Origin of the sequence: Thermoactinomyces sp. DSM 45892, from assembly GCF_900107305.1 — a bacterium.
In the GTDB taxonomy this organism is placed as follows: Bacteria; Bacillota; Bacilli; order Thermoactinomycetales; family Thermoactinomycetaceae; genus Baia.
In genome coordinates, this window is the sequence record NZ_FNPL01000002.1 from 35,173 (window position 1) to 48,065 (window position 12,893).

Annotated in this window: 10 protein-coding genes; 7 read left to right on the plus strand and 3 right to left on the minus strand. The window is 40.2% G+C overall.

The annotated features are described in order from the left end of the window. The first annotated feature begins 181 nt into the window (after positions 1 to 181). The 4 genes from BLU58_RS01860 (at position 182) to BLU58_RS01875 (ending at position 3,629) form a co-directional block, all read left to right on the plus strand. Positions 182 to 997 (plus strand): YwqG family protein, encoded by an 816-nt coding sequence (locus BLU58_RS01860; protein WP_093290538.1) that lies wholly within the window; start codon positions 182 to 184, stop codon positions 995 to 997. A gap of 128 nt (positions 998 to 1,125) precedes the next feature. Further along, positions 1,126 to 1,881: an alpha/beta hydrolase gene (locus BLU58_RS01865; RefSeq protein ID WP_176786445.1), complete on the plus strand. Its 756-nt coding sequence runs from the start codon at positions 1,126 to 1,128 to the stop codon at positions 1,879 to 1,881. A 54-nt stretch (positions 1,882 to 1,935) separates the two neighbouring features. Continuing rightward, the gene (locus BLU58_RS01870; RefSeq protein ID WP_093290540.1) at positions 1,936 to 2,649 is read left to right on the plus strand and encodes a response regulator transcription factor; all 714 of its coding nucleotides are present in this window, start codon (positions 1,936 to 1,938) and stop codon (positions 2,647 to 2,649) included. Continuing rightward, on the plus strand, positions 2,646 to 3,629 hold the full coding sequence (locus BLU58_RS01875) for a sensor histidine kinase (protein ID WP_093290541.1): 984 nt from the start codon (positions 2,646 to 2,648) through the stop codon (positions 3,627 to 3,629). The genes BLU58_RS01870 and BLU58_RS01875 overlap by 4 nt, the downstream gene beginning before the upstream one ends. 6 nt (positions 3,630 to 3,635) lie before the next feature. Here BLU58_RS01875 and BLU58_RS01880 read toward each other — a convergent pair whose 3' ends face one another. Then, positions 3,636 to 5,576, minus strand: a complete 1,941-nt coding sequence (locus BLU58_RS01880) for an ABC transporter permease (RefSeq protein ID WP_093290542.1) — start codon at positions 5,574 to 5,576, stop codon at positions 3,636 to 3,638. Then, a complete protein-coding gene (locus tag BLU58_RS01885) occupies positions 5,566 to 6,321 on the minus strand; it encodes an ABC transporter ATP-binding protein (RefSeq protein ID WP_093290543.1) in 756 nt (251 codons plus the stop codon). The genes BLU58_RS01880 and BLU58_RS01885 overlap by 11 nt, the downstream gene beginning before the upstream one ends. 344 nt (positions 6,322 to 6,665) lie before the next feature. On the opposite strand from BLU58_RS01885, the gene BLU58_RS01890 reads away from it, so the two are divergent. Beyond that, entirely contained in the window at positions 6,666 to 8,291 is a 1,626-nt protein-coding gene (locus tag BLU58_RS01890; protein WP_176786460.1) for a long-chain fatty acid--CoA ligase, read from the plus strand. 40 nt (positions 8,292 to 8,331) lie between these two features. Here the strand turns inward: BLU58_RS01890 and BLU58_RS01895 are convergent, their stop codons facing one another. Continuing rightward, positions 8,332 to 9,195 (minus strand): DUF421 domain-containing protein, encoded by an 864-nt coding sequence (locus tag BLU58_RS01895; protein WP_093290545.1) that lies wholly within the window; start codon positions 9,193 to 9,195, stop codon positions 8,332 to 8,334. A gap of 215 nt (positions 9,196 to 9,410) precedes the next feature. Between BLU58_RS01895 and BLU58_RS01900 the strand changes: the two genes are divergently transcribed. Further along, a complete protein-coding gene (locus tag BLU58_RS01900; protein WP_093290546.1) occupies positions 9,411 to 9,863 on the plus strand; it encodes a MarR family winged helix-turn-helix transcriptional regulator in 453 nt (150 codons plus the stop codon). Between the two features lie 15 nt (positions 9,864 to 9,878). Further along, positions 9,879 to 12,776: an MMPL family transporter gene (locus BLU58_RS01905; RefSeq protein ID WP_093290547.1), complete on the plus strand. Its 2,898-nt coding sequence runs from the start codon at positions 9,879 to 9,881 to the stop codon at positions 12,774 to 12,776. Positions 12,777 to 12,893 lie beyond the last annotated feature (117 nt).

The window sequence follows — 12,893 nt, forward strand, 5'->3', positions numbered from 1 at the left end:
TACTCTTAGGGCGAATGTGGGGCAACTCATATAAAAAGATACAAGACTATCCTTCTTGTATAGAACGAACCATTTCAATTTCAATCGGCGAGGGATTTTGCTTGTAGAAGGAATATAGAACTATACTTCTAAAAATGATACAATCAAATACAAACATACGTTCTAGAAGGAAGTGTCTTATTTGCAAAACAAGCTAGAGTTACCAACAGTATTAGAAACATATCGAGAAGTGCTGGAAAAAACAGTTCGTCCCTACATCCACATAACGGCTCGAAAAGGGAGTACAACATTGTTTCAAAGCAAATTTGGTGGTAAGCCATATCTACCACTAACAGTGGATCACCCAGTAGATGAAAATGGAAACCCTATGATGTTATTGGCGCAATTAAACTTTGAAGAACTTCCAAGATTAGAATTCTTTCCGGAAAGTGGTATTCTACAACTTTTTATTTCATATGATGACGACCTATGGGGACTAAATTTTGATGATCCGACTAATCAAAAAAACTTTCGCACGGTATACTATCCGGTGCTCATGAACGATGAATCATCACTTGTGACTCAATTTTCCCACATAGACGAAATAAATGGAAAGGAAATGTATACTCCTATTACAGAAGAATACCAACTTTCGTATCAACTGAAATATGAAGCTGTCAGTAGTGGGGATCATCGTTTTGAGAGATTTACTTCTGGCAAGATCAATCTAGATAGTGAAGTAGAAGTGGATGGAGAAATGTCTGATATGTGGGAACATGTTGTGGATGCTCTATCGGCTTGGGAGCATAAGGTCGGAGGATATCCTGCATTTACGCAAGAGGATCCAAGATATAGACATTCAGACTATGATATTCTCCTTCTGCAAATTGTCTCGGATGATAGTGAGGGAAATGATATTATGTGGGGTGATTTTGGTGTAGGGAATTGGTTCATTAAGAAAAAGGATTTGTTAAACCAAAACTTTTCTAAAGTCCTTTATAACTGGGATTGTTGCTAGATACATACATGTGGAAGAAGAAGGGTTAAGAAGAGAAGTACTGGGTAATGGTGTATAAGGTTTAAAGGAAAAATTTTTGTGTTATCCTAATGATATATGTTTACGGGAAATGGAGGAAGATGACAACGATGGAAACGATTCAGCGTTCTCCAGAGCCGTTTTATTATCCAGGTGGAAAAACGGGGATTTTACTTATCCATGGATTTACAGGTTCTGCATCCGAAATGCGACCCATGGGTCAGTATTTTCAGGAGTTAGGGTATTCTGTGTGTGCCCCTCTTTTAACAGGGCATGGTACCATTCCAGAGGATTTACAAAAGTCGGATCGTCATGATTGGTTTCAAGATGTTCTAAATGCTTACGATCAATTAAAACAATCAGGTGTAGAAAAGATATATGCTGCTGGGCTATCTATGGGGGGAGTCTTGGCTTTAAAACTGGCTATGAATCGTCCGCTAGCTGGAGTGATTACCATGTGTTCGCCTATCTGGATACGGGATAAGCGGACGAAATATGTGGAGATCGTTCATTTTTTTGCTCGGAACTTATACCATACGTCACAAAAGAGAAGTGCGAGAAGCGCCCAGATTCAAAATGCAATGGTTCCGGTAACTCGAACTCCATTAGGTAGCATCGCCCAGCTTCTAAAGCTGATCCGTGAGGTAAGGCGCAAGCTTCATGAAGTGAAGATACCTGCTTATGTAGTTCAATCTAGAAACGATGAAACGGTTCGTCCTGAGAGTGCGGATTATATCTATGCAAATATCAAATCCGAAGATAAAATGATATCTTGGTTTGAGAAGTCTTGTCATATTATTACGTTAGATCGGGAGCGAAAAGCTTTATTCCGTGAGGTTGAGGACTTCATCAAACGAACAGAATAGAAGGAAAGGTTTTTTTGTTTATAAGCGGTTACGGCGGAAGGGAGGGATCCATCTATGTATAAGATACTTATTGTAGAAGACGATCAGAAAATTGCCCAACTTTTATCAAATCATTTGTTTAAATTTGGTTATGAACCGATTTTAGTAGATGATTTTGACCAGATAGATGATCTATTTCAAAAGCACTCTCCGCATGTGGTTCTACTCGATATTAATCTCCCTAAGTATGATGGCTATTATTGGTGTAAAAGGATTCGTCAACTTTCGTCATGTCCGATTATCTTTGTTTCAGCACGGATTGGGGATATGGATCAGGTGATGGCGATTGAATATGGGGCGGACGATTTTATTACAAAGCCATTTTCCTATGATGTCGTAATGGCCAAGATTAAGAGCCAAATTCGGCGTAGTTACGGTGAATTTTCTATGAATTCATCTGCTGATAAGGAGCGAGAAATTCGTTTTCATGGCTTAATTTTGTATCCAGAGCGGCTTGAGTTACATTTTTGTGATCAGAAACTGTTCTTGGTGAAGAAAGAGATGGATATGTTAGATCTCCTCATAAGTTCGTATCCTCGCTCTGTTAAAAGGAGTAAACTGCTTGAGCATGTATGGGATGAGCAATTATTTATTGGTGAAAACACATTAAATGTATATATAGCAAGACTGCGCAAGAAGCTACAAGAATTAGAGATCGATCATGCGATTGAGACGGTGAAGGGAGTGGGTTATCGAATTCATGTTACGTGGGAGGAAAACGTTAAATGAGGTTGTTCTTTAAGATATACAGCCCTTTTGTCCTGATCTATGTGATTCAGTTTTTACTCCTCTACTATACGCTTCGCTATTTAGATGAAAGGATAATCAGGGAGAACATTCTTTATATATTTTTAGTGAGCGTTTTCCCTTTTGCTATGTTTCTGCTGGTCCGCTTGGGGATGGAGGGGTCGTTTTATCGTCGATTGGAAAAGGAGTGGGAGCAGGGGGATGAGTTCTTAGGTATTCAGAATCGAACCCCTCTTACCGATGCGGTGAAAAAAGCGTTTTCCAAACAGCATCGTCTTCTTCGTCTCGCTTCGCAAGAGGAACTTAAGCAGAAGCAGGAGCATATCGATTTTATTTATCACTGGGTACATCAATTAAAAACCCCACTATCCGCCTTGAAGCTAACTGTCCAAGCAGAAGAGGCTTTGGAGAGCGCGGATGATATGCAAGAGGAGATTGATCGGATCGAGCATAGCTTAAATATGGTTTTATATCTATCACGTATTAAGTCATTTTTAAATGATTTTTACGTGGAACAAGTCTCTTTAAATCAGATTGCAAGGGAAACGGTCAATGAGATGAAGCGCCTCTTTATTCGAAAGGAAATTTTTCCTGTGATCGAAGCAGAGGAGGAGTTCACGGTCCCGACAGATCGCAAATGGTTGAAGTTTGTTCTCTTTCAATTGCTGACAAATGCGATTCGCTATACTTCGGGTGAGAGTAAAAGGATTAAGATTCAGATTGGACAGAGGCACAGGGAAGTATATCTTTCTGTGATCGATCAGGGGGTGGGGATTGCCCCTGAGGACATCCCCCGTGTGTTTGACTTATATTTTACTGGGAAAAATGGACGTGTATTTGGTGAATCCACGGGTATCGGACTCTTTCTCGTGAAAAAGATTTGTGATGAATTAACCCATGACCTACAGGTTCAATCGGAGTTAAACCAAGGAACACAGGTAATGATTATATTTCAGCAATAAAACAGGTCAGCTTTTTCCTAAATCCACGTAGCGGAAGATCATACGAATATACTTCGAGCGGATCCATATGAAATAGAGAATTTGGATCACACCGAAGATGGTAAGGACCTGAAGAATTTTATCAAACGGAGCCAATTCAATCCATTTTTTATTTAAGAGAATGAGAATTAAATAGGTATGGAAGGATGCAACGATAAAGGGAGTAAAGAAAAAAATGGATAGCTGGCGAGTGATAATCCGCTTGATTTCTTTTCTTTTCAGACCGATATTGGTTAAGTTACGATATTTTTCTCTCTCCTCTTGAATGTTTGCAAACAAGCGGAAGTAGAGGAAACTAATCGCTGCGATGAAGAAGAGTATACTAATAAAGGAACCAATGAAGAAGAAGGTTTTATTTCGTACAAGCTCTCCTTGAAAATTATCTGCTGCAGTCATTAGTTGAGCTGATGCGTTATTAAATCGTTTTGAAATTTGCTTACTAAAGTCCCCCAGACGAGTCCAGTCCGGTATCTGGTATTGTACAAGAGTGTAAGTAGGATAGCTGGATTTTACTTCGCGATAGAGCTCATCACTAAGTACATAAAAAATTTGTGCTACAAACTTAAAGTAGGGTGTGTCATCTGTTCCAATTATGTTTAGTTTCTTTCCGCCTACTTCCATTTCTTTTTGGTGAAACATGGAAGGAGTGTTTACACCCCAACCTTCCCAAATCAGTTCGAGGGAATCCTTTCCCTCAAGTGAGATAGGCGCCCTACCTAGAAAGCGAGCTAACTGATTGAAGTTGGAGTTGGATAAGACGGCTATAGGGGTCTTTTCCCATGGTGTCCGCAGGTTATTCAAAGCGAGAATAGGAGTCTGGACTTTTTCATATTCATATTCATTTTGATCCAGATACGTATCAATATAATTTATATTTTCTTGTAGATGCTTGTCTTCAGGATAAGATAAATAAGAGATTGGGACTAAGTATTCCTTCAGTAGTTGTTCAGCTGTATATAGATAGCTTGTAAATAGATTTGCTGTAAAGGCTAATGAAACCGTGAATAATATAGTAGACATAAATAAGTTTCGGACGTTCTGCTTCGCTTGATGAGCTAGGCTTGAGATCCAGAGAAGGTTTGTCTTGTAAAAATAAAAACGCGAATTTCGCTTTAATAATGTCATACCTAACATACTGATTTGAGAGAAGAGAAGATAGGTAATGACGATAAGAATCGCAATGTCCATATAGAAATTGTAGCCCGAGTACATTAGCCATTCTGTAGACGCTACTCTCTTCAGTTTATCATGATTCTGGATCTGATATACTAACCATCCATACATCAGCAGAATAATGGTGATACCACTTACAGCTTGTATAAGAGAAGTCTTAGATTGACGGCTCTGTTTTCGACTTTTGGTTAATAGGAAATAGATGTTTTTCGAACGAATGAAAAATGGAGACAGGATCGATACCGACATAAATAGACTGATAAATGAAATAAAGGTGAACCAGATTGGAAAGGCGGATAGATGAAATTCTACAGGGAACTGAAATATCATAGAGATGACGAAAAAGAAGTACTTTGAGAAGAGAAGACCTAGTAGGATCCCAGAGATAATCGAAATGAAGCCAATCAGGATATTTTCTAAAAACATTAGTTTGATAAGCTGCAGATCCGTGATGCCAAGAAGGCGTAGTAAACCAAACTCTCTCCACCGTCTATGGAGAAAAGTTCCAAATGAGTAAAGAATAAATATTAATGAACATCCGTATTGAAAAGTCAGGATGATGGTTAATAAATCAGCTAAGTCTGTGGATGTGTCTGCTACATATATATCGGGATGAAAAGAAGCCACTGAAAAGATAAAAAAGACCATAACGGAAACGGTGCTTGCCATAAAAAAAGCTAAATAGGAGGATAGATTTCGTAGTACATTATGCAAGGCAAACTGCTTAAAAGTCATATCTAGTTCCTCCTAGTAATGAAAGTACATTTAAAATCTCATGGTAAAAGTCTTGTTGCTTCTCTCCGCGATACATTTCGTTATAAATCCGCCCATCTTTAATAAAGACGACACGGTGACAATGGCTAGCTACGATCGGGTCATGCGTAACCATTAAAATTGTTACACCAAAATCTTGATTCATCTGTTCTAAGATGTTTAATACATCGTGAGATGCTCGGGAATCTAAGTTCCCTGTAGGCTCGTCTGCTAGTAAAAGGGAAGGACGATGAATGATTGCCCGTGCGATGGCTACCCGTTGAGCCTGACCACCTGAAATCTCATGCGGAAATCGTTCGAGGATCTCGGAAATCCCTAACTGCATGGAGATTTCCTGTAATGCTTGATTCATAGTGGAAAAGGGAGTTCCTTCTAGTGCTAAGGGTAGAAGGATGTTTTCACGTATGGTGAGTGAGTCCAGCAAGTTAAAATCTTGGAAGACAAATCCTAAATTGGATCGGCGGAATTGAGCCAATGTATCTTCCGATAAACGATGAAGGTCTTGATTTAATAAGAAAACTTGTCCAGAAGTCGGGAAATCGTTGGTGGAAATGACATTAAGCAAGGTTGACTTTCCACTTCCTGAGGGACCCATGATGCCTACGAATTCGCCTTTTTTCACGGTGAAATCCATATCATCGAGGGCTTGATAGGAGACGGTTCCTTCATAGATTTTGCATACTTTTTTCAGTTCGAGTGTATTCATTTTCGTCTCCTACTCTCCTAGTGAACCGTGTATATCTTATTTTCTCATTTTCTCCTATTTTTACACTGATCACTGAAATGTAGGTACACTTTAAGGGATTCATGATCTTATTTCTATCGAAATCCCTAACAGATCGATTACACATTTGTAAGATTGCTACTGAACACACATCATAAAGAGGAATTTATATTTAAAGAATAGAATTAATACTATTGCATGAGTATCAAATCAGGAACGAACGAGAAATACATTTTTGTACGTATTCTATAGGCATTTTTTCATATGACATTTATTTTCCGATTAAACTGACTTTTCATAACAGACCAAAGGAGCAGATGCACATGATGATGAATGTTCCACTTACGGTACCCATGATGTTTGAACATGCAGAGCGCTATTTTTCTAAGAAACTGGTGATCTCCCGAACGGCTGGGGGAATCCATCGTTTTACATATGGGGAGATTGCGCAGAGAACACGACGTCTTGCTCATGCGTTAGAAAAGCTAGGAATACAGAAGGGGGATCGGGTAGGGACGCTTGCCTGGAATCATCATCGCCATCTAGAGGCATACTTTGCGATCCCCAGCATAGGAGCTGTATTGCATACGATTAATATCCGGCTGTCCCCTCAGCAGATCGCCTATATCATCAATCACGCGGAGGATAAGGTCCTCCTGATTGATCCGGATATTCTCCCTCTTGTAGAAGCGATTGTTCCTCATCTTTCTACCGTCAAAGCGTTTGTGATCATGTCTAATACGGATCTCCCGAATTCTCCCTTAAAACCACTTTATTCATATGAGACACTTTTGGCCGAGTCGGACCCTTCCTTTCCATTTCTGTCCATAGAAGATGAGAATCAAGCGGCGGGCATGTGCTATACGTCGGCTACAACAGGAAATCCCAAAGGGGTGGTTTATACCCATCGGAGTATCGTTCTTCATGCGATGGCCCTTGGTTTGGCGGATAGTACAGCTGTTTCGGAAAGAGATACGGTTTTAACGGTTGTGCCAATGTTCCATGTGAATGCGTGGGGGCTACCGTTTGCATGTGTATGGTTTGGAAGTACTCAGGTCTTGCCAGGGCCTTATTTCACCCCTCAATTGCTGGCGGAATTGATTGAATCAGAGCAAGTTACCGTCACAGGTGGTGTTCCGACCATCTGGTTAGGGTTATTGAAGGAATTAGAGCAGAAGGTGTATGATCTCTCTAGCCTTCGTGGTGTGTTATGTGGTGGTTCAGCGGCACCACTCGCGATGGTACGAGCCTTTGAAGAGAAGTGGAACGTTCCTTTTTATCATGCGTATGGTATGACTGAGACAAGCCCACTTGTATCATTTGCCAGATTAAAAAGCTATCAAGATGGTTCTGAGGAAGATCGCATCCAATCCCTGACGAGACAAGGATACATGGTACAGGGAATCGAGATGAAAGTGGTGGGAGCAGCAGGTGAAGTGAAATGGGATGATAAAGAGATGGGTGAGCTGTTACTTCGGGGTCCTTGGATTGCGAGCGAATACTATCGTGATGAACGGAGCGGTGATACATTTTTAGATGGATGGCTTCATACAGGAGATGTTGTAACGGTAGATGAAGAAGGTTCCATCAAAGTGGTGGATCGGACGAAGGATTTAATAAAGAGTGGTGGAGAGTGGATTTCGTCTGTTGATCTAGAGAACACTCTGATGACACATGAAGCGGTATTTGAAGCATGTGTGGTGGGGATTCCTCATGAAAAATGGGAGGAGCGTCCATTGGCATGTATCGTCTTACAGGACTTGTACAAAGGGCAAAATCTCAAACGAGAGATTCTCGAATTTTTACACACTCAATTTGCTAAATGGTGGATTCCAGACGATATCGTGTTTGTAGACGAGATTCCGAAATCGGGAGTAGGAAAGTTTCTCAAGCGAGAGCTTCGTGAGCAATGGCAGGATTACTATGTAGGGAGTACCACCGTTATTGAGTAACGTAAAAAAGACATGGCGCACGATTTATGCCATGTCTTTCCTATTTTAACAAGGGGCGAAGATTCATGATTTCTTTTCGTAATTGTTCAGCAGATTGTTTATATATTTTTTTCGCTTTCGGATCTTTGGCGGATAGATGCATGAGTGCCAGATCCGCTTCGCACTTATTTAACAAAGTATAGAGAAGATTTTTTTCACCTGCCTGTATGTGTACAGGATGAATCTTATCTTCGTATAAATCAATATATAAGCTTCCATTTGAAGTTACTTGTGCTAGAAAAACATCTTCTACTTGTAATCGACGTTTTTTCAGTTCTGACATTAACCAATTCCTAGTCAAGCCCAAGGATATTAATGTGTCTTCCATCATACATCCATCAGAGATTACAACCTCTGGAAATGTTTCCTTCTCAACCTTGATACCTAGCATTTTAGGGGTAAGAGGTTGATTTTCTTTTTTCAATAGTACATTTAATGTTCCGTTCTGCTCCAGAATAGCCGTGTCCACATCGCTGAGGGAAAAGATATTTTTATATCGTAGTTGTTCCATTAGTTCATCTACTGTAATTCTCTCTTTTCCAAGGTTCTCTTCTAGGATTTGTCCATTTTTTATGAGTATGGTGGATTTACCATCGAGCACATTTCGCAATCGTTTGCTTTTCAGGGTAATGTACTCAATTCCCATCGCAACGAGTGCCCATACTGTAAGTGACGCAACTCCTTGATACCATCTACCATCTAAATCAATCGAAAGTGACGCGGCTAAGTTACCAATTGTAATCCCTGTGATGTACTCAAACAGTGACAGCTCAGATAGTTGTCGTTTGCCTAGTATTTTCGTAACGATAAATAAAAAGAAAATAGCAGATATGGTGCGTAAAATAATCTCTATCCATGGAGGCATCGAGTAAACTCCTCTCTTCCAATATAGATTGGCATATTATGCATAGATTCATGGAATATTATTCAAATGAGACAGGCAGAACGTATGTCTATTTTGAAAACGAACAGCGAAATGAATTGACGATTAGCAGATAGGATCATATAGTTAAATTAATTAATAGTTAAATGAATGAACTATTAATAGGCGGAATATAAAAAAGGGAGTGATGAGGAAACATGCTTCCCATCGAGATTAAACACCTAGTCGATCAGTATATAGAGTTATCTTTTTCGGTTAATAAAAATGGGGAATCCTTAGTCAGAGATCAGATGAATGATGATATGACAAGTGATCAGCATTATACCCTGCGCTATATCTATCAAATCAAATCTTGTACCCCTTCGGATTTAGCTAAAAAGTTTCAGGTGAAGAAAAGTGCAATCACGGCGATGATTAATCGCATGTGGAAGAAAGGGTGGATTCAGCGAACACGGGATGAGAAAGATCGAAGAGTTGTGTATCTAACACTGACGGAGGAAGGTAAATCTTTGTACATGAAAACAGAAGAGCGGATTCATCACCTAGTGAGTTCTATGCTGAATAACTTTGAACAAGAAGAGTTGGAACAATTTCTTTGTACGTATCAAAAACTACAACGGGTCTTAGAGGACATAAACAAACATAAATAGATGGGAGGAATGGAATTGAAAGCGATTATTAAAGGCCGTTGGTGGGTTGCTTTGTCATGGGTTTTACTAATTGTGGGATTGTTTTATATGTCCCCTAACATGGCTGATTTAGTGCGTGAAAAGGGAAATATTGAAGTTCCAAATGGGTACTCTTCGAGGCTTGCATTGCAGTTACAAGAAAAAACGGATGGTCAACATAACTCACAAGTTGCGCTTGTTTTTTATAACGACCAAAAATTGACCGAGGGTGATATAGAGGAAGCGAAAAAAGCGGTTGATCTGTTGGAACAGAAAAAGAAATCGCTTGGCATTACAGAAATTGCTACCCATTTTAAAGACAGCCAGTTAAAAGATACGATGGTTTCAAAAGATGGAAAGGCGATCTTAGTATCTCTCAGCGTACAAAAGGGAGACAAGAAGGCATCTGTTCTTAGTCAAGATCTATCAAAAGCATTGGAAGGGATTAAGGTTCAGCATCAATTTACAAGTGACTGGATGATTACAGATCAGTTGATGAAGTCATCGGAAGAGGGAGTTAAGAAGACAGAGGGGATTACGGTTGCCTTTATTTTGATTGTCTTGATACTCGTTTTTCGTTCTGCTGTGGCTCCTGTGATTCCGCTTTTGACAGTGGGATTTTCATACCTTGCATCTCAATCGATTGTATCTATCTTAATCGATCGATTTGACTTCCCTATTTCCAACAACACCCAGATGTTTTTAGTAGCGATACTATTTGGGATTGGAACCGATTATTGTATCTTGCTTTTAAGTCGCTTTAAGGAAGAATTATCTGATAACAGGAGTGTCACTAATGCCATTGTAGAGACATATAAGAGCGCTGGTCGTACAGTTTTCTTTAGTGGAATTGCCGTTATGGTAGGTTTTGCTTCGATTGGTTTTTCGGAATTTAACCTGTATCGATCCGCCTCGGCAGTAGCTGTGGGAGTTGCTGTGTTGTTGCTAGCCTTGTTTACACTGGTTCCATTTTTTATGGCGGTACTAGGAAAGAAGATCTACTGGCCATCTAAGAAGAAATTGAACCATAGGGAAAGTAAGTTATGGGGGGCTGCAGGAAGATTCTCTCTATCAAAGCCGATACTCTCGCTACTCGTTGTGGGGATTATCTGTGTTCCCTTTATCTTTGCTTATGAGGGCAGGCTTACTTTTAATTCACTAGAGGAAATTAATAAGGATGCCCCGCCAGTCAAGGCATTTCATGTGATCGAAAAAAGCTTTGGAGCTGGGGAATCCATGCCGACGAAAGTGATCTTAAAGAATGATGAACCAATGGATTCAAACGAATATCTTTATCTTACGGAACGGATCAGTCGAGAAATAGAGAAAGTAAACTTGGTAAAATCTGTTCGCTCTGTCACGCGACCGATCGGGAAGCCACTAGAGGAATTTTTAATTGCGAAACAGTCAGAGAAACTAGAAGAAGGAGTGGGGAAGGGAAAAGAGGGTGTTTCCAAAGTTTCGGATGAGCTTCATAAGACAAGTGAGGAATTATCGAAACAAGAGCCTCAAATTAAGCGTGGTGTGAGCGGAATTAACGACTTAGTTAGCGGAACATCTCGCGTTCAATCAGGGCTGTCGAAGCTACAATCAGGTCTAGCCCAAGTGGATAACGGCATTCGTCAAGTGGGAATCGCAGGCTCTACGGAAGTGAAGAAGGGACTTCAGGAGGCAAAATCAGGTGTACAGGATTTGCTTAGAGTTTATCAAGGGCTTTACCAAACGTATAAAGAGATTAGCCTAAGATTAGAACCATCGGAACTAAAGTCAAAAATGGAATATGCTAATGCGAGCTTAGCAGCAGCGATTGCCAAGCAAAAAGAGCTAGTTTCGGGATTAGACAAACTCATCGAAGGGGTTGATCAGCAAATAGCCGGTTTTAAGAAATTAGCTGACGGACAGGGGGCCATAGTAAAACAGACGCCCCAATTAACCAACGGTTTAACTAGTATAAATGAGGGTCAAAAGAGGCTACTAAAAGAGTATCAAGCCCTTAGTGGACAGCTGGGAAAATTGTCATCCGGCCTTGCTGAAGGTGCAAAAGGATTAGATAAGATATCAGGTGGTTTGGGAGATGCACAAAATTATCTGACTGGCCTAACGGATTCCTCAGGTGTGGATGGATTTTATATCCCAGGTGATGTGCTAGAAAATAAGGACTTCCTAAAAGTGTTAGATGCCTATCTGTCTCCCGATCGGAAGACGATGACGCTAGATGTAGTGTTTAAGACGAATCCATACGCTCGAGAGACGATGAATCAGATAGATGATGTAAAAGATGCGATCCAGCGGGCGACGAAAGGAACGAAGCTAGAAAACGCTACTGTAGCCGTAGGTGGGATCACCAGTGTAAGTGCCGATTTGAACACGATGTCGAATCAAGACTATGCTCGCACCGTTACGCTTATGTTGATGGGGATCGGGATTATCTTAGTGTTTGTATTCCGCTCGATCATCATGCCGACCTATATCCTAGGCTCTCTCCTTCTCACATATTATACGACGATGGGAATGAACGAAGTTTTATTCATTGATATCTTGGGGTATAGTGGAGTTAGTTGGGTTGTCCCATTCTTTAGCTTTGTGATCTTAATGGCACTTGGAGTGGACTACAGTATCTTCCTTATGGATCGATTTAATGAGTATCAAGACGTAACGATTGCCGATGCGATGCTGTTATCAATGAAGAAGATGGGGACGGTTATTATTTCTGCGGTTATTATTTTAGGTGGTACCTTTGCGGCGATGATTCCATCAGGCATGTTATCACTCATTCAAATTGCTTCGATTATTTTAATAGGATTATTGTTATACACCTTTGTTGTGCTCCCGTTTTTGATCCCTGTATTGGTCAAGAACTTTGGGAAAGCGAACTGGTGGCCATTTCGTAGATAAATTATTACAGAGAAAAAACCCTATAAGTAGGCGGAGACCTCCTTATAGGGCTTTCTTTATTGTCTAAATGATGACAAGTGAAGATCATAAAAAGGGGTGTTTAATAATTTGTAGAAA

What these genes read in the sequence shown, in the direction of transcription:
- BLU58_RS01880 (WP_093290542.1), bottom strand. Translation starts at nt 5,576, where the DNA reads ATGACTTTTAAGCAGTTTGCCTTGCATAATGTACTACGAAATCTATCC.
- BLU58_RS01875 (WP_093290541.1), top strand. Translation starts at nt 2,646, where the DNA reads ATGAGGTTGTTCTTTAAGATATACAGCCCTTTTGTCCTGATCTATGTG.
- BLU58_RS01900 (WP_093290546.1), top strand. Translation starts at nt 9,411, where the DNA reads ATGCTTCCCATCGAGATTAAACACCTAGTCGATCAGTATATAGAGTTA.
- BLU58_RS01895 (WP_093290545.1), bottom strand. Translation starts at nt 9,195, where the DNA reads ATGCCTCCATGGATAGAGATTATTTTACGCACCATATCTGCTATTTTC.
- BLU58_RS01870 (WP_093290540.1), top strand. Translation starts at nt 1,936, where the DNA reads ATGTATAAGATACTTATTGTAGAAGACGATCAGAAAATTGCCCAACTT.
- BLU58_RS01885 (WP_093290543.1), bottom strand. Translation starts at nt 6,321, where the DNA reads ATGAATACACTCGAACTGAAAAAAGTATGCAAAATCTATGAAGGAACC.
- BLU58_RS01865 (WP_176786445.1), top strand. Translation starts at nt 1,126, where the DNA reads ATGGAAACGATTCAGCGTTCTCCAGAGCCGTTTTATTATCCAGGTGGA.
- BLU58_RS01890 (WP_176786460.1), top strand. Translation starts at nt 6,666, where the DNA reads ATGATGAATGTTCCACTTACGGTACCCATGATGTTTGAACATGCAGAG.